The sequence below is a fragment of the Streptomyces sp. NPDC030165 genome, assembly GCF_055573595.1.
The window spans coordinates 294,833-315,199 of the sequence record NZ_JBVIBD010000002.1 but is presented as its reverse complement, the minus strand read 5'-3'; the positions used below and the strand labels follow the sequence as shown (position 1 = coordinate 315,199).

The 20,367-nt window shown below is 71.4% G+C and carries 21 protein-coding genes; 10 read left to right on the top strand and 11 right to left on the bottom strand.

Annotated elements, in window-relative coordinates; all coding sequences use genetic code 11:
- The 4 genes from ACZ4Z1_RS04640 to ACZ4Z1_RS04625 all read right to left on the bottom strand — a co-directional run bounded on the left by ACZ4Z1_RS04640 (position 1) and on the right by ACZ4Z1_RS04625 (position 4,153).
- The gene (locus tag ACZ4Z1_RS04640; RefSeq protein WP_468485110.1) at positions 1–576 is read right to left on the bottom strand and encodes a glycine-rich domain-containing protein; all 576 of its coding nucleotides are present in this window, start codon (positions 574–576) and stop codon (positions 1–3) included.
- Positions 577–740: 164 nt separating this feature from the next.
- Positions 741–2,021, bottom strand: coding sequence for a hypothetical protein (locus ACZ4Z1_RS04635; protein ID WP_468485109.1), 1,281 nt, complete (start codon positions 2,019–2,021; stop codon positions 741–743).
- Between the two features lie 227 nt (positions 2,022–2,248).
- Positions 2,249–2,413, bottom strand: a complete 165-nt coding sequence (locus ACZ4Z1_RS04630; protein ID WP_468485108.1) for a hypothetical protein — start codon at positions 2,411–2,413, stop codon at positions 2,249–2,251.
- Positions 2,414–3,082: 669 nt separating this feature from the next.
- The gene (locus tag ACZ4Z1_RS04625) at positions 3,083–4,153 is read right to left on the bottom strand and encodes a ScbA/BarX family gamma-butyrolactone biosynthesis protein (RefSeq protein WP_468485107.1); all 1,071 of its coding nucleotides are present in this window, start codon (positions 4,151–4,153) and stop codon (positions 3,083–3,085) included.
- A 215-nt stretch (positions 4,154–4,368) separates the two neighbouring features.
- On the opposite strand from ACZ4Z1_RS04625, the gene ACZ4Z1_RS04620 reads away from it, so the two are divergent.
- Positions 4,369–4,980: a ScbR family autoregulator-binding transcription factor gene (locus ACZ4Z1_RS04620; protein ID WP_468485411.1), complete on the top strand. Its 612-nt coding sequence runs from the start codon at positions 4,369–4,371 to the stop codon at positions 4,978–4,980.
- 51 nt (positions 4,981–5,031) lie between these two features.
- Positions 5,032–6,201 (top strand): NAD-dependent epimerase/dehydratase family protein, encoded by a 1,170-nt coding sequence (locus tag ACZ4Z1_RS04615; RefSeq protein WP_468485410.1) that lies wholly within the window; start codon positions 5,032–5,034, stop codon positions 6,199–6,201.
- A 64-nt stretch (positions 6,202–6,265) separates the two neighbouring features.
- Here ACZ4Z1_RS04615 and ACZ4Z1_RS04610 read toward each other — a convergent pair whose 3' ends face one another.
- A complete protein-coding gene (locus ACZ4Z1_RS04610; protein WP_468485106.1) occupies positions 6,266–7,717 on the bottom strand; it encodes an IS701 family transposase in 1,452 nt (483 codons plus the stop codon).
- A gap of 641 nt (positions 7,718–8,358) precedes the next feature.
- Here ACZ4Z1_RS04610 and ACZ4Z1_RS04605 point away from each other — a divergent pair.
- The 5 genes from ACZ4Z1_RS04605 (at position 8,359) to ACZ4Z1_RS04585 (ending at position 13,117) form a co-directional block, all read left to right on the top strand.
- On the top strand, positions 8,359–9,138 hold the full coding sequence (locus ACZ4Z1_RS04605; protein ID WP_468485105.1) for a TetR family transcriptional regulator: 780 nt from the start codon (positions 8,359–8,361) through the stop codon (positions 9,136–9,138).
- Between the two features lie 123 nt (positions 9,139–9,261).
- The gene (locus ACZ4Z1_RS04600) at positions 9,262–10,212 is read left to right on the top strand and encodes an aminoglycoside phosphotransferase family protein (RefSeq protein WP_468485409.1); all 951 of its coding nucleotides are present in this window, start codon (positions 9,262–9,264) and stop codon (positions 10,210–10,212) included.
- Between the two features lie 90 nt (positions 10,213–10,302).
- Positions 10,303–10,944, top strand: coding sequence for a TetR/AcrR family transcriptional regulator (locus ACZ4Z1_RS04595; RefSeq protein ID WP_468485104.1), 642 nt, complete (start codon positions 10,303–10,305; stop codon positions 10,942–10,944).
- A 78-nt stretch (positions 10,945–11,022) separates the two neighbouring features.
- Positions 11,023–11,685, top strand: a complete 663-nt coding sequence (locus ACZ4Z1_RS04590) for a hypothetical protein (RefSeq protein WP_468485103.1) — start codon at positions 11,023–11,025, stop codon at positions 11,683–11,685.
- 151 nt (positions 11,686–11,836) lie between these two features.
- Positions 11,837–13,117, top strand: a complete 1,281-nt coding sequence (locus ACZ4Z1_RS04585; protein WP_468485102.1) for an IS701 family transposase — start codon at positions 11,837–11,839, stop codon at positions 13,115–13,117.
- 3 nt (positions 13,118–13,120) lie between these two features.
- On the opposite strand, the gene ACZ4Z1_RS04580 is transcribed toward ACZ4Z1_RS04585, so the two are convergent.
- The 3 genes from ACZ4Z1_RS04580 to ACZ4Z1_RS04570 form a co-directional block, all read right to left on the bottom strand.
- Positions 13,121–13,435: a hypothetical protein gene (locus ACZ4Z1_RS04580; protein WP_468485101.1), complete on the bottom strand. Its 315-nt coding sequence runs from the start codon at positions 13,433–13,435 to the stop codon at positions 13,121–13,123.
- Between the two features lie 143 nt (positions 13,436–13,578).
- Positions 13,579–13,926, bottom strand: a complete 348-nt coding sequence (locus ACZ4Z1_RS04575; RefSeq protein ID WP_468485100.1) for a hypothetical protein — start codon at positions 13,924–13,926, stop codon at positions 13,579–13,581.
- The gene (locus tag ACZ4Z1_RS04570; protein ID WP_468485099.1) at positions 13,923–14,096 is read right to left on the bottom strand and encodes a hypothetical protein; all 174 of its coding nucleotides are present in this window, start codon (positions 14,094–14,096) and stop codon (positions 13,923–13,925) included. The genes ACZ4Z1_RS04575 and ACZ4Z1_RS04570 overlap by 4 nt, the downstream gene beginning before the upstream one ends.
- Before the next feature lie 91 nt (positions 14,097–14,187).
- Between ACZ4Z1_RS04570 and ACZ4Z1_RS04565 the strand changes: the two genes are divergently transcribed.
- Positions 14,188–14,859, top strand: coding sequence for a TetR family transcriptional regulator (locus ACZ4Z1_RS04565; protein ID WP_468485098.1), 672 nt, complete (start codon positions 14,188–14,190; stop codon positions 14,857–14,859).
- Positions 14,860–14,893: 34 nt separating this feature from the next.
- On the opposite strand, the gene ACZ4Z1_RS04560 is transcribed toward ACZ4Z1_RS04565, so the two are convergent.
- Positions 14,894–15,547, bottom strand: a complete 654-nt coding sequence (locus ACZ4Z1_RS04560) for a rhomboid-like protein (RefSeq protein WP_468485097.1) — start codon at positions 15,545–15,547, stop codon at positions 14,894–14,896.
- A 172-nt stretch (positions 15,548–15,719) separates the two neighbouring features.
- Between ACZ4Z1_RS04560 and ACZ4Z1_RS04555 the strand changes: the two genes are divergently transcribed.
- Together ACZ4Z1_RS04555 and ACZ4Z1_RS04550 are read left to right on the top strand one after the other, a co-directional pair.
- Positions 15,720–16,403 (top strand): TetR/AcrR family transcriptional regulator, encoded by a 684-nt coding sequence (locus ACZ4Z1_RS04555; protein ID WP_468485096.1) that lies wholly within the window; start codon positions 15,720–15,722, stop codon positions 16,401–16,403.
- A gap of 359 nt (positions 16,404–16,762) precedes the next feature.
- A complete protein-coding gene (locus ACZ4Z1_RS04550; protein ID WP_468485095.1) occupies positions 16,763–18,286 on the top strand; it encodes an MFS transporter in 1,524 nt (507 codons plus the stop codon).
- A 202-nt stretch (positions 18,287–18,488) separates the two neighbouring features.
- Here the strand turns inward: ACZ4Z1_RS04550 and ACZ4Z1_RS04545 are convergent, their stop codons facing one another.
- Positions 18,489–18,986 (bottom strand): MarR family winged helix-turn-helix transcriptional regulator, encoded by a 498-nt coding sequence (locus ACZ4Z1_RS04545; RefSeq protein ID WP_468485094.1) that lies wholly within the window; start codon positions 18,984–18,986, stop codon positions 18,489–18,491.
- A 143-nt stretch (positions 18,987–19,129) separates the two neighbouring features.
- Positions 19,130–20,185: a questin oxidase family protein gene (locus ACZ4Z1_RS04540; protein WP_468485093.1), complete on the bottom strand. Its 1,056-nt coding sequence runs from the start codon at positions 20,183–20,185 to the stop codon at positions 19,130–19,132.
- Positions 20,186–20,367 lie beyond the last annotated feature (182 nt).

Below are 20,367 nucleotides of genomic sequence, written 5' to 3'. Positions count from 1 at the left end.
TCAGGGCGCGCCGGCAGGCTGGAGCGCCGCGATGTCCCGCAGCGACATGCTCAGCTGGTCGTGCAGGAAGCGCACGATCGTCCAGTGCGGCAGGGCGCCCTCGTCGAAGGGGCCGAACTCGCGGACGTACAGCGGTATCCAGCGCAGCGCCTCCTCGATCACCTGCTCCCGGCCCGGTTCCTGCTGGTACGCGTCGTAGCCGATGCTGCGGTGCTCGATGAAGAACCGTCCCGGCAGCCGCTGCTCGCACCATTCGCGGTACTCGCGCGTCTGGAGGATCAGGTAGTGCCAGATCTCGTCGATGTCCTGCTCGACGGGCAGGAAGAGGCCGCTGAGCTGCTCGCGGTGGCGGGAGACGAGGTAGAGGTAGCGCAGGCACTCGGTGACCTGGCGCTCCACGTACTCGGGCGCGGCGTCGCCCAGCGCCACGAAGTGCCGCACCACTTCGGTGTGCAGGCGCTCGCCGAGCAGGGCTATGAGGTCGTCGGTGGTGACGAGGTCGTCGGTGGTGACGAGGCCGTCGGTGGCGACGAGGCCGTCCGTGGGGGCGTGCGGGTCGTGCGGCTGGGTGGTCATGGTTCTCCCGTGGTCTCGGGGCGATCCGTACGGAGGTGGGACGGCGCGTCGGACGGCGTCGGGGCGTCGGAGGGGCTTCGGAGAAGGGCCGGAGGTGGGCTGGGACCGGTCGCGGCTCCGGTCGCGGCTCCGGATCCGCCCCGGCCCCGCCCCAGCTCAGCGACTCACGGCTCGTCCGCCTGCTCCCGCTCCAGCCACGCGTACTTCCCCGACTTTCCGATCGGGATGTGCGCGCGGTGCTCGACCCGGCACGCGAGGCCCGTCAGCCGCTCCACTCCGGTGCTCAGCGCGGCCGCTTCCGGCGCGTCCACGGGAGCGCCGTCGAACGTCGTGTACCGCAGCTCGGCGCGGCTCCGGTCGGCGGGCACGCGCAGCTGGTGGACGAACACGCGGGACGACGCCGCGCTGACACAGTCGTCGAGATCGCCCTGCGCGACCGGGCCCTGGCCGTGCGCCGACGCCAGCAACTCCTTTTCGCGGCCGCAGAACCGGGAGATCTTCTCCGGGTCGGGCGTGCCGTCCAGCGTGCGTGCGCAGTCCCCGGAGCGGTAACGGATCAGCGGCATGTACGGGTTCCGGACGCTCGACACGATCATGCTGAAGATCTGGCTGCCCGGCTCCACGGGGACCAGCTCGACGCTCATCCGGTCGAGGTAGGGGTGGTACCGGCCGTGCCGGTCGCTGTAGTAGAGGTAGCCCAGTTCGGTGCTGCCGAACAGGTCGATGACCGGGCAGTCGAAGTGCTCGTGGAGGTAACGCCGGACGTTCACCGGCGTGTACTCGTACGCGTGCACGATGCTCGCCGGCCGCGGGAAGCGGTCCCACAGATCCCAGTCGGTCACCTTCCGCACGAGGTGCGCCAGGTGGTAGCTGGAGCAGTCGAGGTGGTAGCGGCCCTGTGGGTGTGCCTCCTGGGCCGTACGGATCTCGGCGAGCATCCGTTCGACGTCCGCGCGCTCCCAATGAGCCGGGTCGAGCGTGAGGTTGACGTAGAAGGTGCGGTCGTCGAGGCGCCGGTCCGCCAGGTCGGGTACGGGCGCGGGCGAGGTCCTGCCGTGCTTCTTCGCGTTGACGCGCGCGACGTGCTCCGTGGCCAGCACGGTGGTGAGGGAGACGCGTCGGCACCCCTCGCGCCAGGTGTCGGCTATGTCCGGGTGTTCGCTCCACAGCTGGTAGTAGGAGTTCAGCAGGAAGTACGGCGGCCGGATGATCTGCATCCGCGCGTGGTTGGTGCCTGTGGAGAGCACGTACTCCGCCTTGCCGGCGGCGAGTGCGTCGGCCAGTACCGGCGTCATCCAGTTGTCCGGAAATCCCCGGGCGATCTCGGGCTTGTCCAGTATGGGGAAGTGCCCCCGCTCTATCGACGAGCGGTAGATCGGTATGTCCCTTATCCGGTTCACGATGTCGGCGGTCGGCTGTCCCGACCGGCTCGGCTGGCCATCCATGGTCACCCTCAGGTCTGTCTTGTCTGGCGGACGGGGAGTGATCGGTGTCGCGGCGTACGAGAACCTGTACCAAAGCGTATGAAGCGTGCGGAACGCGCGGGTTCCGCGGATTCCACGGAACTCCGGTGTCGCGCGCCCGGACCTCGTGAAGTCGTGAAGTGGCGGGAAGTTGGCCGGGGGTGTGCGGGCCGCCGGCCAACTCCCCGCCCGGAAGGCTCAGCGCCCGGTCAGGAAATACATCCCGTCTTGGGCGCGGCCGTGGTCGCGCTGATGCAGCCGGACTTCGCCGTCGCGCTGATGCAGCCGTCCTTGCCCGCTCCGCGCGGGGAGTTCAGGGCCACCCACTCGCGCCAGACGCCGTCCTGGGCCATCTTCTTGATCAGCTGTTCCATGTCCGTCGAGCCTCCGAAGGCAGGGGATGGTGGAAAACGGCGATGATCAGCCACGCGAAGCGCGCGGGTGCCGCTCCCTAGAACGTAAAAGAAAGACCAAGTGATCGTCAAAGGCCCGCAATCGCGGGATGGCTCAAACGCTGACACGAACGGACACTTTGGCTTGATCCTTTCCGTCATGGCCACAGCTCGGAGGCGCTCCGTGGCCGGTAGTAGCCGCTCACGGCCGAGAGGTGTGTGGTGCGCGTCTGGTCTGGACCGCAGAATTGGTACGTCGTGCTCATGACAACAAACAAGGTGGCCGGAACGGTGCAGGGTGGCTGGATCACGGCGGCGTGTCCGCGAGGTGAACAGCCGGTGAACCTCCGAACGTCCGGCGGATCTCCCGAAGTCGTAGCGGGATGACGTGTGAGGTGCGGCCGTCCGGGCCGGCGTTACCGGAGCCGGTTCCATGCCGGTGACCGATCGGCCCGTACGGGAAATTCGCGCGCGTTTCATGAGGAATCCAGGACATTTTCGCTCCTGTTACCACTCCGGTTACCGCTCTCGTTGCGGCATCCGATTCCCCGCCCGTCCCGAGCCCTTCCCGGCACCAGTCCCGAGGCTCTTCCCGATTCCCTTCCGTTTCCGGTCCGGGTTCCCGTCCGAATCTCCGCCCCTCGGGCCCGGTCACATGGCCGATTCCGTATTCAGCGGCCGGGCTCTGACCGTTGCGGTGAACAGTTCGTGGCCGTTCTGGTGTCCGGTGACGCACGCATGGACAAGTCCGGAAGTGTCGGTTCGCGGCGCGGTACCGGCCGGGAAACCGTCCGGCAATTCCGCGCTCCCGGACTCCGCATCGCAGCCCTTTCCCGCTTCCGGTTCCGCCCCCGGCCGGCCGAGTACCGTTGCCTCTATCCAGCACGGTGCGTCCAGTTCCGCGTACCGCGAGAAGACCGTGCTCAGGCCGACGGGTATCACCGGCAGCGGATGGAGTACCGCGTGAACGGCCTGGTGGGTGGCCTCCAGCAGCAGCATGCCGGGGGCGTGGTCGACCGGGTGGTCGAAGATGACCGGATGGGTGGTGTCCGTACGAAGCTGCCAGCGGTTCCGGGTGTCCGTGGGGGAGAGCATCACGCTCTCGTACTGGGCGCGGGCCACCCGCGGCGGCGCGACCGGCGGCGGCAGCGGCACGGCGCGGGCCATCGCCTCACGGGCGTCGCCGTACGCGCCGCGCAGGCGGCGGTAGACCGCCGGTGCGTGGCTGGTGAAACGGGCGACCGCGGTACCGAGGTGGACACCGTCGCGCGTCGCCTCGACATCCATGCTCAGCGCGCTCAGCGTGCCTTTACGGCGTTTGATGTCGGAACAGGCGATGCGTAGTTCGATCTCGGTGGGGGCAGTCTCGGTACGCAGTGCGCCGGGGTCGAGCGCATAAGTGAAGTGATCCCAGATCAGCTGGTGTCCGAACGGCACGTGGTAAGCGAGGTGCGAGAGCAACGGAATGGTCTGGCGGATCGTCTCGACGAGCAGGAGGGGGTCGTGCAACTGGTTCCTGGAGGAGTAGAACGTGTGGGTCCGCGGCCATTCCGCGGTCACCACGTGGAAGTCGGGGGCCGTCTCCTTCCAACTGGTGAGCAGTACTTCGGACAGCGCCGTCTTGTGTACATACTCCTTGGGCACGGTGGTGGTCAGCGTGCGCGGGCACGGTCCGGCGGCAGCGGGTGCGGAGAACTTCGGAAGCTGGCCGGTGGTGCTCATGCGGGTGTCCCCCTGAGGAATGTCTGCAGGTCCGGTCCGTGGCGGCCCGTTGTGGTCCGCCGGGGCTCCCGGGGTGGGCCGGCTACGTCCCGCGCGGGCGGCCGGTGGCCAACGGGGGCCGTGGCGTGGACGGTTGCGCTGTCACCGCGTGAGAGCCTCGGCGCTCATAAAATAAATAGTATTCGTTTTGTTTGTCGAGGGAGCTGGTGCTGTCCATGCAGGAGCGTGCGGTCAGGACACGTGAGGTCATCCTCCGGGCGGCCGCCGAGGTGTTCGACGAGTTCGGGTTCAGCGGCGCCAGTATCAGCAAGATCATGAAGCGTGCCGGTGTCACCCAGGGCGGGATGTACTTCCACTTCCCGTCCAAGGAAGCCCTGGCCCAGGCCGTGATGATCGAGCAGGGCGGCGGTCTGGAGCTGCCGCCCGGAGAGGACGGCCTCCAGCGCCTGATCGACATCACCCTGTATCTGGCGGAGGAACTGCAGTCCAACCCCACCCTGCGTGCCGGCGTCCGCCTCGCGGTCGAACAGGGCGAGTTCGGCGTCCAGGACGACTCCGCGTACCGCCTGTGGGCCGAGCAGTTCGGCGGCCAGCTGCGGGCCGCGCGCGAGAAGGGCGAACTGCTCCCCGACGTGGGCGTGGACGAACTGGCCTGGGTCCTGGTCAGTGCCTACACCGGCACCCAGCTCTTCTCACAGATCTCCTCCGGCCGCTCCGACCTGCACCAACGCGTCGTCTCCCTCTGGCGCTACCTGCTCCCGGGCGTCGCCGCGCCCCCCGTCAGGCAGCGGCTCACCTTCGCGGCGCGACGGCGGGCGGCGGCCTGAGGGCGGGACGAGGACACGTACGGTGACGGGGGAGAGGACGTGGTGAAAGGCATGGTGGACGACGTGGTGGACGGTGCATCGGACGACGTATCGGACGGCGCTTCGGCGACGGCTCCCTGGCGGGTGGTGGTGACCGGGGCGACCGGGTTCATCGGCTCCACAGTGGTACGGGAACTGCTGCGCGCCGGTACGGGAGCGAGGGCGCGCGGCAACCGGTCGCAACCGGCCCCGTCCTCGGACATGACGTCAAATCCGGGCTCATATCAGAATCAGGATTCGGTTTTGGGTGCGAAGGGGACACGGCCCGCACGCCCACTCCATCTCCGCGCCATCACCCGCAAGCCCCCCGAGCCCCCCGAGATTTCCGACCCCTCCGGCCCCCCGCAGCCGGACGTGGCCGCCACCTCCGTCGAATGGCGCGCCGCCGACCTCGCCGACCCCGCCTCCCTGCGCGGCATCTGCGCCGGCGCCGACGTCCTGCTGCACCTCGCCTCCGACATCGGCCGGGACGAGGAGCGCTGCGAGCTGGTCAACGTCCGGGGCACCGCGGCCCTCGTCGACGAAGCCGTACGGGCCGGTGTCGGCCGTGTCGTCCAGCTCTCCACCGCCGCCGTGTACGGAGCAGGGCCGCACGCGGGCCTGGGCGTGGACGAGGTCCGGCCCGAACCGGTCTCACCGGCCAGCCGCACCCGCCTCGCCGCCGAACGCCCGGTGCTGGAGGCGGGCGGCACGGTGCTGCGGCCGGGGCTGGTGCTCGGCGCGGGCGACCGGTGGGTGGTGCCGGCGCTGGCCGAACTGCTCGACCGGGTGCCCGCGCGCTGGGACGGCGGGCGCGGCCTGCTCTCCGTCGTGGCGGTCGACGACCTGGCCCGCCTGTTCGCGCGGCTGGCTCTGATGCCGCACGGCATCCCCGGCGGCGTCTACCACGCCAGCCACCCCACCCCCGTACGCAACGGGGACCTCATGGACACCCTGATCGGCCACGGCGTCCTCCCGCGGCCCGACGCCCACGGCGGTCCCGGCCTCTCCTGGAACGAGTGCCTGGACCGGCTCGGCTCCACCCCGGGCCGGGTGAGCGAGCGGCAGTTCGCACTCCTCGCCGCCGACCACTGGTACCGCAGCGACGAGGTGTGGACGGCGGCCGGCTGCGACCCGGGCCCCGGCCCCCTCACCCGGCTCGCGGACGCCGCCGACTGGTACCGCTCCCATCTCCAGGTTTAGTTTCCCCGGAAACGCCGGAGCGCCCGCCGCAACCCCAGCCCCGTGACGCGAACTACGTCGCGTACTACGACACGAACCGCACCCTGGACAACGTCTGCTCGTCCGGCACCGCCGTCAGCGCGCGATAGGCGTGTGCGGCGGAGGTCAGCGTCATGTGGTGGTGCCAGCCCGGGAAGGAGCGGCCCTCGAAGTCGTACAGGCCGAAGTCCGACGCGAGGGTGCGCAGCGTGGCCGTGGGCAGCTGGTGCAGCCGGGCGAGGCCGACGAGCTGGCCCATGCGGCGGTGCGCCATGTTGGTGAGCCAGATCCGGGCCGGCCGGGCGTTGGCCGGTCCGGGCTCCGTGAAGGCCCGGTAGGTGTGATGCGAGTTGGGCAGGCGCACGGGCGTGGGCGCGGACTGCAGCAGGCGCGGGCGCGCGCCCGGGTCGCCGGGCATGCCGGGGGTGGCCGGGGTGGCCAGTGCGGTGGCGGGCGGTACGGCGATGACGAAGTCGCGGCCCTGCCGGGCCAGCGCCTCGATGAGCCGTACGGAGTCGGAGTACTCGCTGAGGTCCGCGACGACCGGCGCCGGCGGGCAGGTCGAACGGGCGGCCTGCGCCTCCACGAGGTCGAGGGCGTGCACCCACATCGGGCGGGGGTGGTTCGTCTCCGAGGCGGGGATGCGGTTGCGGCGCAGCAGTTCGGGGTCGTCGGCCCACTGAGGGGGCAGGAACAGCCGCCAGTCGACGGACACGGCAGCAGTGCCGCCGCAGTCACCGGCGACAGCCGAGGTGGCCGGGGCGCCGGACGCGGCTGAGGTCCCCGGAGCGCCGGACGCGGCCGAGGCACCCGAAACTCCCGACGCGGCGGACGCCGACACCGCGACCGCCGTAGCCGCCTCCCCCACCGGGAGGAACATCCCCATGGCCAGCTGGCAGCTGACGGTCCGCCCGGCGGTGGAGTCGAAGCGGCGGTGGACGCCCACGGAGTGGCCGCCGCGCTTGGGCAGCACCGCCGGGGCCAGGATCCACGCGCGGGGCGGGGCGGGCTCTTCGGCCCGGCGTACGAGTTCGCGGCGTACCGGGTTCCAGTCCCAGGGGCTGGCGTTGAGGAACTGGTGGAGGGACTGCGAGGCGGTGGGCGAGTCGGAGACGGCGGCGGCCAGCCGGCGTACGGACTTCTTGCCTTCGGTGGTCAGCAGCGCCAGCAGGTACGCGTGGGCCCAGCGGCGCTGGTCGGTACGCGGCAGATGGCCGAAAAGGTCGTCCGCGAAGGCGTCGAACGTCTCGGACGGGCCGGATGCCCCGGATGCGGTGGTGGAGCCGCCGGACGCGGCGGTGCGGCGCTCGGGAGCGGCGGGGGTTTCGACGCGGCCCGCTCTGCGGGCGGTTCCGGTTCGCCCGGCGGGGCCGGGGGAACCGGCGGCCGGGGTCCTGCCGCTGCTTCCGTTGCGGGCGGCGGAGCGGCCGTTGCGGGCGGCGGTCCTTCCGGAGGCGGCGGGGTGCGTGTCGGACGTGATTCCCGTGACATTGCGCACACCGGACTTGTCGGATATCCCGTGTACTGAGAGAGGGTGGCCGGACGAGAGGGAAGGGGACATCGGTCGTGCGGGGGTGCGGGTAGCCGGATGCGCAGTTTCTGTCGTCATGTGTTCGTTCCCTCCCGTGGTCATCCCGTGAATCGGGCGCCGACCAGCAAAGAATAAAGAACGATCGTTTTTTTTGCGAGCCCACGAGGTCCCGGGCTTTTTCCGTCGTACCAGGAGTCGGCCGGACGCGGCTGAACCGTGCCCGGACCACGGGCGTGCGGCGGGGAACCAGCCGGTGCGGCGGCACGCCGGGGACGGGTACGGGAAGAGGACCGGGGACGGTCCCCTACCGGCCCTGCACGCCGGTACGGAGGCGGCGCGGACGAGTCCCGAGGGGTACGGGCGCGCCGCTCGCCCGGATTCCGCTTCGGCGGCGCCCGCGCGTACGTCCCGGAGGCGGTACGGAAAGGGCCCGAGAGCCGCCGCGTGACTCCCCGGGACTCCCCGCGGTGCCCCCCGGTTCCCATACTGATCAAGTCTCCGCCAACTGCCGCCGCGACCGTGCGAGCCGCCAAAGCCGCGCCTAGCATGGGCGGTTGGATGTCACCGGTACGGCGCTGGCAACCGAGGGCGATCACCGAGGCGGGACAATGGCGCGACAGGACCGAGCTGAGCGGACGCGCTGCGCCCTGCTGCGGGCCGCCGCCGACGAAATCGCCGAGAAGGGCTACGCGGGCGCCTCGATGGCCCGCGTGAGCGCCGCGGCGGACGTCACGATCGGTGGCCTGACCTTCCATTTCCCGTCCAAGGCGGCGCTCGCCGAAGCGGTCAGGGAAGCCGGCTGCGCGCTGACCCGCAGCGCGCTGACCTCCCTCATGACGGCGAGCAGAAGCCCCAAGGCCGCCACACGCGGCGAGTTACGACGGGTCGTCACCTTCACCCGCACCCTCGCGCGGCTGCTCGAAGAGGAGCCCGCCGTACGGGCCGCGGCCCGCCTCGCCTGGGACTTCCCGGACGACGGCGACACCTGGTACGCGATGTGGCTGCCGTCGCTCAGCGAACTCGTCGAACGGGCCCGCCCGGACTTCGCCGGCTGGACGACCGTGGAGGCGGTCACCGCCACGGCGGTCTCCGTGGTGACCGGCGCGGAGTTCGCGGCCCGTATCGGCGTACCGCGCGGCGCCACGGCCGGGCTGTCCCCGTGGGAGCACGTCGACCACGTCTGGGGCCTGGTGCTGGGCGCGCGGCCGCCGCTCCTGGTGGGCGGCGACGACATCCCGGAAATCCGTGGCGGCGACGACCTGGTGGGCACGGACCGTGGCGGCGACCACCGGGTGGGCGAGCACCGCGTTCCCGAACACCGGGTGGCCGAGCACCGGGTGGGGGAGTGCCGGGTGGGCGAGGGGCGGATGCGGGCCGCTTCGCGGTGACGGGTCCACCGTCCGAGCCGCGCCCGGTCGGACCCGATGCGGGGCGCCCGTCCGTACGCCCGCTGATCCACAAACCCGTCGCGCCCCGCCGTACCCCATGGCACCATCGCTGCCATGCCAGGACTGCCCGGGTTCATGACGCCCGACCAGCTCGCCGCCCGCACCTCACGTGCGCTGGACGCGGCCGTCACCGCCGGACGTGACCTGGGGCTGACGGTCACCGACGCGACGGTGCTGCACGACATGTTCTCTGTCATCGTGCACCTCGCGCCCGCCCCCGTGGTGGTCCGGGTGCCGACCGTCCTGCCGCCGTACGCCGACACCGCCACCCAGGCGGCGCGTCAGCGGCTGGAGCTGGACGTGGTGGCGTGGCTGGCACAGCAGGGCGTGCCGGTGATTCCGCCGAGCCCGCTCGTGCCGCGGGAGCCTGTCCGGCGCGACGGCTTCTCGATGACGTTCTGGCAGTTCGTCGAGCACGCCGATGACAGCGAGCCCGACTACGTGCACAACGCCCGCCTGACCGCCGACCTGCACGCCGCACTGCGCGCGTACCCGGGCGAGCTGCCGTTCCTGTCGGCCGCCGAACCGAGGTTCGCCACCGAGGCGCTGGCCGCCCTCGAAGGGCACCCCGACCTCATCGCCCCGGCCGAGCTCGACCGCGCGCGGCGGGAGTGGGCGGTCCTGGAGCCCCTGGTCGGCTCGCGCGCGGCGTTCGAGGCGGAGTTCCCCGGCGTCGGACTCCAGCCGGTCCACGGGGACGCGCCGGCCGTCAACATCGTGGCCGCCAAGGGCGGCGCGCTGTACTCGGACTTCGAACTGACCACGCTCGGGCCGGTCGAGTGGGACGTGGCGGCCCTCGGCCCCGAGTGCGAGGCCGCGTACGACGAGGCCGCGCGGCGCCGCGGTCTGCGGCCACTCGACGCGCGCGTGCTGCGCCTCGTCAACGCGGTGGGCATGATCCGGGCGATCGCGTGCCTCGCGCTCGCGCCGCAGCTGCCCATGCTCGTCGAGGCACTCAAGCCCGCCGTCGAACACTGGCGGACGCTGCCGTTCGCCGGGGGCCTGAAGGACTGACCACCCCCTCCAAAGCCCGTACTCCAGCCGCTGGTTGGGGCCTCGGCACGCCTATGGACAGCGATTGAACGCCCGTTTAGTCTCCTGAACATGCGTTCAACTCGGCCGTCCCCCCTTCCGCCTGCCTCCGAGAAAGACCGCACCACCCGGGCCCGCATCCGCGACGAGGCCCTGGCCCTCGTCGCCGCCCACGGGCCGGACGCGGTGAGCGTGCGGCAGATCGCCGCGGCGGCAGGCGTGTCGCCGGGCCTGGTCCTCCACCACTTCGGCTCCAAGGACGGCCTGCGCGAGGCGCTCGACCAGCATGTGCTGACGGTGTTCGACGCACTCCTGGACGAGCTGACCGGGGACGCCGGCGGCTCACTGGCCGAGGCGCTGACAGGGCACCTTCCGCCGGACTCGCCGCTGCCCGGGTATCTGCGGCGGATGCTGGCCTGCGACGAGGACGCGGGCGGGCGGCTGTTCCGGCGGCTGTACGAGATGAGCCGGGCCCGGCTGGACGGCATGGCGGCGGCCGGGACCGCGGCACCCGGCCAGGACCCCGCCGTACGGGCGGCCTTCCTGCTGGTCAACGACCTTGCCGTGGTGCTGCTGCGGGACCGCCTCACCGACGTGCTGGGCGTCGACCCGCTGACCGCGGAGGGGATGGACCGGTGGGCACCGGAGGCCATGTCCGTCTACGCGGCGGGCCTCGGCACGAAGGCGACGAAGGCTGAGGACTGCGAGGGCTGAGGACTGCGAGGGCTGAGGACGACGCGAGCGACGAGGGCGTGAGGGCGACGGGAGCGTCGAAGGCGCGAGGGGGTCGATGTGACAGCACGGGACGGCGGTGCGTCTTCGGAGGCGGGGCGGCCGAGCTGGTTCTTCGGAAGGGACGCCACCTGGGGGGAACGGGCGCTGGCCTGCCTGGCGGGCGTGTGCGGCGTCTGCTTCCTGGCCTGGTCGGCGCGGGACCTGGGCTGGCCGTGGTGGAAATACGCGATCGCGATGGCGCTGGCCCTGGACCTCGCGGGCGGCGTGGTGGCCAACGGCCTCGACGCGGCCAAGCGCTTCTACCACGGCCCGCTGCCGCCGCCGCTGCGCCCCACCCGCCTGAACCGCTTCCTGCACCACGAGATCGGCTTCGCGGCGGTCCACCTCCAGCCGGTCGTGGCCGGGGTGCTGTTCGGCGGTCCGTGGTGGTGGGGGCCGCTCTGGTACGGCTGGGCGCTGGCCGGTGTGGTGCTGGTCAACCGGTCGCGGCGGCACCTCGCGCGGCCGGTGGCGCTGTTCGCCGTACTGGCCGGCGTCCTGGTGGCGCCGTCGCTGCCCGCACCGGCGGGCTTCGCCTGGCTCCCGGCCGTCCTGCTGCTCAAACTGGTCCTCGCGCATGCGGTGCCGGAAGTGCCGGAAGCTCTGCATGCGGTGCCGGAAGTCCCGTACGGCCGGGCGCGTACGGAACCGTCCCCGCGCCCTGCGGCCGACCGCTGGTGAACCCGCCCCACCCGTCCCCTGGCGCGTCCCCGGAACTTCGTGAAGTCGTCCGCGATCCCTCCCCCGACGCGAGAAACATAGCGAACATTCTTTATTGTCCTGCTGTCATCCGCACGCCCGTCCCGTCTCCCCGGGGGCCAGTCCCTTGTCCGTGCCCGCATCCACCACCGCCGTTCCGCCGCTCCTCCCCGGGCGGCCGACCAGCACTCAGGAAGCGTGGATCGAGGACCTGTGCAGACATCTCTTCGCGTCCTTCACCAGGGCGGACCACCACCTCAAGGGCGAGCAGTACCTGCGCGGTCTGCTCACCGCCCCCGGCCGCAAGTCCATCCGCAACATCGCCCGGACGCTGGACGACACCGGCGCGGCCCAGCGCCTGCACCACTTCATCTGCAACGCCCCGTGGAACTGGCACGCCGTCCGCGAAGCCCTCGCGGACTACCTCACCAGCCTCGCCCGCCCGCGCTCGTGGGTCGTACGCCCGATGCTCATCCCCAAGTCCGGCACGAACTCGGTCGGCGTCCACCGCCGCTTCGTCCCCGCCACCGGCCAGCTGGTCAACGGCCAGCTCGCGTACGGGCTCTGGTACGCGGGCCAGGCCCTCAACGTCCCCGTCGACTGGCGCCTCCACCTCCCCCCGCCGGCCGCCGGCCTCCCCGCCCCCGACGACGACGGCGCGGCCCAGATCCTCAAGCTGGCGCGACGGGCCGCACGTCCGGGAACCGGAGCCGCCGCCCCGGTCATCTGGGACAGCCAGATGCACCACGCCGGTGACGTGATGAGCGCCCTGGCCCCGCTCGGCCTGCCCGCCATGTCCCGGACGCCCGGCTCCCTCGCGGTCCACCTGGTGGACCGCGTCGGACGGCTCACGCGGCGCGGCGCCCTCTCCGCTCAGCGCGTCCTGGCCGCGCCGGAACGTTTCGGTCTGCCGGTCCACGACGTGGCTCCGGGCGTACGGGCCGTACTCGCCCGGGTCGTACCGGCGCGGCCGGTCGTGGACGGCGAGAGCGGCGACGCGGGTGAACTGCTGCTCTACGCGCAGCGGTACGAGGGCCACGAGGGGCCGCGTGGGCCGGGCGCCCGCGCGGACTTCTGGCTGACGACGCCGACCCGCCGGTCCCCGGCCGACCTCCACCAGCTCACCCGCACCGCCGCGTACGTGGCGCGCGACAGCGTCCGTACCGGAGGCCGTACGGGGCTGCGGGACTTCGAGGGGCGGTCGTACGACGGCTGGCACCGCCACATGACGCTGGCCTCGGTCGCGTACGCCGTCCAGTCGCTCACCGCGCTCGATGCCGTACGGGCGGAACGCGGCCCGCACCAGCGGCTGCACGGGCTTCCGCAGGCGCAGCGACAGTCGCCTGCGCTGTCACATCCGCAACCCCGTCCCCACGCGTACGCCTGCGCGCACGCGGACCCGTGCGTGGCGTAGCCCTTACTCGGCCATGTCCACGTGCAGGTTCTCCGCCGGCTGGTCGGCCTTGTCCTCCTTGGGCAGGCCGAGGTCGCCGCACTGATTGGCCGGTGCGCTCAGCATCAGTGTGAGCGCGCCACCGACCAGGCCGCCGGGGGAGTTCGCCCCGGTCTGGAGGGCGCGTGCCGAACCGCCGTTGGCGCAGTGGTTGTCGTGCGCGCTGTTGCCCGCGCCGATGACCGTCGTCGCCGCCGCTGCTCCGGCAGTCACGCTCACCAGGCCGAGAGCGGCGGCAGCGGCCGCGGCGACTGCGAGGGTCTGCTTGATGACCGGCATTCCCGAATGTCCTTCTCTACGGGGCCGGTAGCTTCGCCCGACCGGTACGCCTGTGCGCCTGCCAGGACAACGAAGCGGTCGGCGTGCCGTCACCGGCGCCCGGGCCGCTCGGCTCAGCTCGGTCCAGCCCGATTCGGCTCGGCTCAGCCGCCGATGGTCCAGCTCAGGGTGCCGTCGGCGGTGGCCAGGACCGCCAGGATGATCAGGTCGACGGCGCCGAGGGACATGCCCAGGACGGCGCGGAAGCGCCGGGTGGTGTTGCGTGCCAGGGCCAGCGCTCCGAGTACGAGGGCGCAGGGGCCGAGGACGACGTTGGCGACCAGGGTGCCGACGAGGCCGAGGACGAATGCGGCGACGGCCATGCCGTCGGCCTGCCCGCGCGGCGCACCGCGCTCCTTCGGCCCGGCCGGGGACTTGGCGTCCGGCTCTGTGGCGGGGCCGGTGCGGCGGGTGCCGGTGTCGGAGTCGTGGTCGGTGATGAGGGTGGTCATCGGGACGCTCCCTCGGTCTTGTCGGTGTGGTGGCGGCGCTCGCGGATGAAGAAGACGAGCAGCCAGCAGCTGATGGCCACTGCCGCGATGATCGTGACGGGGACCGGGAGGTGTGCCGCGGTACCCACCAGAATCCCCAGCAGGAGGAGGGCTGCGACAAGGAAGAGCATGATCTGCCTTTCCATTCTGGAGGACAGTTGTTCACTCAGGTTCCCATCCTAGGGGTGGAGAAACTCGGAGAACGGTTGTTTACTGGATGACATGAGTCACAGCGAGACCGTCGGAGTCCGGCAGGCCCGGAAACAGCGCACCCGGCAGGCCCTGCTCGACGCGGCACTGGACCTGCTGGCGGAACAGAGTCTGAGCAGCATGGGGCTGCGCGAGGTGACCCGCGCGGTCGGCGTCGCCCCCACCGCCTTCTACCGGCACTTCCGCGACCTCGGTGAGCTCGGAGTCGCCCTGGTCCAGGAGTCGTTGAGCAGCCTGCACGCGACCATCCGTGCGGTCCTCGCCGAACCGGCCGGCGCGGAGGAACGGATCGACCACACGGTGGCGGTCGTCGAGCGGTACGTACGCGAACAGCCCGCGCACGTCCGCTTCATCGCACGCGAGCGGCACGGTGGCGTACGGGCCGTACGGCAGGCCATAGCGGACGAACTGGACCGGTTCGCGGCGGAGGTCGCGGCGGCGCTCAAGTCCCAGCCGGTGTCGGACGGCTGGGACGGCGAGGACGTACGGATGCTGGCGGAGCTGTACGTGGACCGGCTGGTGATGACGGCCTCGGCGTTCCTGGACGTGCGCGACGGTGGCGACCAGGACACGGAGCGCTGGCGGGCGGTCGCGCGCACGGCACGGCGGCAGTTGCGTCTCATCGACGTCGGGCGTCGGCATTGGCGTGATGCCGATACCGATGCCACTCGGCCGGGTACGTGAGGTCGAGGGAGCGGGGCCGGCGAAAGCCGGCGGTTCATCTGCTCCGGGTGGCGGCGTGGGTTGGCCTCCCGCTCGGCGTGAGGGGGCGACACGCCAGGCCCAGTAGCGCAGCGGCCAGGTGGCCGATGTCGGTGAAGGTGAGGTCGTCGAAGAGGGGGGCGGTGTAGACGAACAGGACACCCGCTCCGTACGCGTACCGCAGGGGGCGCCAGGGGACGCGGTACGTCAGGACGGCCGCGACGCCGGCCAGCGCGTAGCTGACGCCGACGTCCAGGGTGTTCACGGCGGAGTGCGGCGCGGCGCCCGTGTGGATGGCCAGGGCGAGGACACCCTCGCTCAGGTACGTGGCGCCGATGTGGGCGACGCCCATGACCGCGAGCCAGCGGCGGGTGCCGAGCCAGCGTTCGGCGGGGACGTGGAAGACGTTGAAGATGACGAAGTAGAGGAGCCAGCCGCCGCCGTCCAGCCAGAGGGCGCTGGTCAGCAGCACCCGGCCGGGTGAGAGCAGCAGGTTGTGGATGTTGGTGGAGCGGCGTTGCAGGACGCGCTCCAGGATGTCGGGCGTCAGCTGATGCATGATCACCGACGTCCCGAAGAGGATCGCGAGCCAGATGAACGTGCCGGGAGCCCGGCACACGTACGACCGGATCGCGCGGGGGAGAGCGGCCGGGCGGAGCGAAACGGTCATGAAACCTGTATACGGCACTCATCCCGCCTCCCTTTTGTGGCACAGGCCACAGCGGCGGGTGAAATAAGCGGGGAACGCTTCCCCGTTTAACCCGGTGTCCGACGGAAGCGGGGAGCCACTCCCCGCTTCGCGAAACCCAGGCTTGCGGACATGACGAGAGGAGTGTGCCGACATGGCCACCCGCACCCGTGCGCACGCCGCGCTCGGCACGGCACCGCACCGGCTGCGCGCGGACGCCCTGCGCAACCGGGAGCGGATCATCGGGGCGGCGCGTGAGGCGATGGTCGAGTCCGGAGCGGAGATCCCGCTCGATGAAATCGCTCGACGCGCCGGTGTCGGCAATGCGACGCTCTACCGTCACTTCCCGGACCGCCTGGAATTGATCCACCACGTCACGCTCTCCGTCATGGACCGCACCGCGGACAAGGCGGAATGTGCTCTCGCCGAGGAGTCCGATGCTTTCCGAGCGCTGAGACGCTTTGTCTTCGCCGCGGTCGAGGAGCGGATCGGCGCCCTGTGCTCGCTGCTCTCGGACGGCGTCGACAAGGACCACCCCGACCTGCTCGCAGCGCGCGAGCGCCTGGAGAGGGCCGTCGAGGCCCTGATGGGCGCCGCGCGCGACAGCGGCCAGCTGCGTACCGACATCGCCGTCGGTGACCTGATGGTCGCGCTCACTCAGCTCACACGCCCGCTGCCCGGATGGGAACACCCCCAGACGGAGTCCGGGGGAGGGTGTGCCGACTTCGACCGGTTCGTGTACCGGCACCTGGTGCTGTTCCTGGACGGCCTACGAGCGCCCGCGCGCTCGGAACTGCCCGGCTGCGCGGCCACGCTGGAGGACCTCCGGCACGGCTGACGGCCGAGGGTCCGAGTGCGGCACTCCATACGTACGGGGGAAGTTCCGGCGACTTGCGACCGGCCTGCAGGCCGGCCGGGTCGTCGTCCTTGCCGACCCCGCCGTGCGGAGCGCCGCCACGGGACCGCGACCGCCGGCGCACCCACCGCCGTACACGCAACCGATCAACATGTGATCAATACGTACTGAATACCGTCTCAACACCACATCGACACCGTTTTTCCACATAAGGCATCACGCACCGGCATCACACAGCGACAGCTACACCGGCACCGAACACCGGCATCAATCAGCGGCATCACGTCACGCCCTGCCCACGTCCCGTTTTCTCGCTCACGCACCACTAGGCGGACCCACCCATGTCTCAAACGACCGCGTACGTCGATCCCCGGCGCTGGAAAGCGCTCATATTCATCGCCCTGGCGCAGCTCATGGTCGTGCTCGACGCGACGATCGTGAACATCGCCCTGCCCTCCGCACAGGCCGATCTCGGCATCTCCGACGCGAACCGGCAGTGGGTCATCACGGCGTACGCCCTCGCGTTCGGCGGGCTGCTGCTGTTCGGCGGGCGGGTCGCCGACCTGTGGGGCCGTAAGCGGACCTTCATCATCGGTCTGGTCGGCTTCGCGCTGGCCTCGGCCCTCGGCGGCGCCGCGTCCAACGAGGGCGTACTGCTCGGCGCCCGCGCCCTCCAGGGCGTCTTCGGCGCACTGCTGGCGCCGTCGGCGCTGTCGCTGCTCGCGGTGACGTTCACCGAGGCCCGCGAGCGGGCCAAGGCGTTCGGCATCTTCGGCGCCATCGCCGGTGGTGGCGGTGCCGTGGGCCTGATCCTCGGCGGTGTGCTCACCGAGTACATGAACTGGCGCTGGACCTTCTTCGTCAACATCCCGTTCGCCGTGATCGCGGCGGTCGGCGCGCTGCTGGTGATCCGCGAGCCCGCGGGCAGCCGCAACCCGTCCCGCCTGGACGTGCCCGGCGTCATCCTGGCCACCCTCGGCCTGGTCTCCCTGGTGTACGGCTTCACGCGCGCCGAGTCCGACGGCTGGGGCGCGGGCATGACCATCGGCCTGTTCGTGGCGGCCGCCGTACTGCTCGCCGCGTTCGTGCTGGTCGAGTCGAAGGTCAAGTCCCCGCTGCTGCCGCTGCGGGTGCTCACCGACCGCAACCGGGCCGGCGTCTACGCGTCGCTGGGTCTGGCCGTCATCGGCATGTTCGGCCTGTTCCTGTTCCTGACGTACTACATGCAGATCGTGAAGGGTTACACGCCGGTCACGACCGGTCTGGCCTTCCTTCCGATGATCATCGGCATGATCACCGGCTCGACGCAGATCGGTGCCCGGCTGATGACCCGCGTCCGGCCGCGGCTGCTGATGGCGCCGGGCTTCCTGCTCGCCGCCGTGGGCATGTTCCTGCTGACCGGGATCGACCTGGACACCTCCTATCCGGCCCTGATCCTGCCCGCCTTCCTGCTGCTCGGGCTCGGCATGGGTACGGCCTTCATGCCCGCCATGTCGCTGGCCACGCACGGCGTCCAGCCGCGCGACGCGGGGGTCGCCTCGGCAATGGTCAACACCTCGCAGCAGGTGGGCGGCGCGATCGGCACCGCCCTGCTGAACACCATCGCGGCCAGCGCCACCACCGCGTACGCCACCTCGCACGCGAAGGGCGCGCCCTCGGTGGACCTGCTCAAGCTGGAGTCGATGGTGCACGGCTACACCGCCGCCATCTGGTGGGCGGTCGGCATCCTGGCCCTCGCGGCGGTCATCGCGTACGCGCTGATCACCACCGGCCACCAGGGCGGCAGCGGCCCGGTCGCCCGCTCGGGTGACGGCGCGGGCGCGGACGCGGAGGCGGACGTGCCGATTCCGGTCATGGCGCACTGATGTGGGGCGTGGCGCGCTGACGCCAGGCATGGCGCACTGCCGCCGGCACGGCGCATTGATGCGGGTCACGGCGTGCTCGGTGTGTGTACGGGCCTGTGGCCGGGTATCGGTCACAGGCCCTACGCCTGGCCTCCGGACCCTACGCCTGGCCCCGGACCCTAGGGGTGGCCCGGACCCTGCGGCGCCGGCCGGCCCTCGCTCCTCAGCGGAGCCAGGGCAGGTCGGCGCCTTGCGGTTGCAGGCCGTCCGCGACCGCCCGGCAGATGGCGGCCAGCTGGCCGACCTGTTCCGGGCTGAGCCGGTCGAATATCGCCGCCCGTACGGCGGCGACATGGCCGGGCGCCGCCTTCTCCAAGACGCGCAGGCCCTCGTCGGTGAGGACGGCGTTCTGGCCGCGCTTGTCGGAGGGGCAGTCCTCGCGCCGGACCCAGCCGCTCTTCTCCAGGCGGGCCACGGCGTGCGAGAGCCGGGAACGGGTGATCTTGGCGTTCTGGGCCAGTTCGGTCATCCGCAACCGGCGCCGGGGGGCCTGGGAGAGCTGGACGAGCAGCCCGTAATAGACGTGCGGCATACCTGCGTCACGCTGGAGCTGGCGGTCGAGGTGGTCCTCCAGGAGCGTGGTGGCGTGCAGGTACGACTGCCAGGCGTACTGCTCTTCGTCGCTGAGCCAGCGAGGCTCACCTGCGGATTCGGTGCTCATACCATCCACTGTCTCACCGCTCCGCCATTTCTTGAAGTTTTAACCAAGAGGGGTGGGGAGGAAAGGTGCAGGTGAGCCGTTGCGCGACGGGCTCCGGTTTTCTCAGGAACGCTCCGGAACGGATGCAACCCGAGGCAATCCGTTCAGGAATCAGCGGGAACCAGCCGCTGGGCGCGCACGGCGGCGGCCAGCGCCCGGTCGTCACCGTCCGCGGCCGAGGCCGCCACGTCCACCGCCGTGTCGGTCATCTTGATGACGTGCTCGTCACCGTGCCGGGCGGAACGTGCGAAAACCTCCTCGGCACAGAGCGCTCCGGCCCCCTCCAGAGGCGGCAGCGCCTCGCCCGCCGCGTAGACCGAAGTGATCGCCGCACTCGCCGCCCAGACCGCGCCGAGCGACGGCGCCCACAGCTCACGGGGGAGCGCGGGCAGGGTGCGCAGCACGGCGTTCGGGGCGGTCGCGGTGTGCACCATCAGGATGCCGTGGCCGTGCCCGTGGTCGAGATAGCGGTGCACGGCGGCCTGCACGAGCGCGGTGAGCTGCGCGCGGGCGGCGTCCGGATCGTCGTACGGCACACGCAGCGACTCCGCGGTGGCCAGCCAGCCCGGCGTGCCGGGAAGCTGGGCCAGGCCGTCGAGCGGCAGGACCTGCTGATCGGCGATGCGCGGCAGGGCGGCCAGCGCTTCGGCGGGGGTGGCGGTGCCGGCCGGGTGCACGGCGACGGGCAGCGTGGTGTGACGGGCGGCCCAGTACCCGAGCGCGTGCGCCAGCTCCGCGACACGGGGCGCCTCCTCGCCGTCGTCCAGGAGCGTACGTACGGCATGACCGACCCGGATGACGGGATGCGTCGCGGCACCGGCGACACCGGGCAGCAGCAGCGGCCACCACTCGGCGAGCACGTCCCGCCACGGACGCTCGGCGACCAGCCGCGTGAAGTACGCGGTCCAGTCGGTGACCCGGCGCGGATCACCCAGCGCCTCCCGCCAGGTGGCGTCGGTGATCACGCCCTGCGGACTCGGCACGTCCTCCAGCTTCGTCTCGTAATGATCGAGCCAGCGGTGCACCGAACCCGCCTGCCCGCGCCGGACCAGGGCCTCCACCGCCATCGGCCCGTGATTGGCGAGGAACCCCTGGAACTCGGGACCCGAGGCGTGCAGGCGCTCCAGAGCCTCGTCGAGAATGCCGCTTCTTGACTCCATGCCGCCGAGGCTAGGCCGGGCACCGGCCGGCCGTAACGGACGCCGGTCCTACGCCTCCGTACGGCGATGGTCGTACGGCCGGGGAGGCCGGGGTGGGGGCACGTCCCGGGCAGGCCGCGCCCTGTCGAGCCAAACTCGACAGAAGGTGTCGGGTATGGGCGGGAGGGTGGGGGCATGACGAG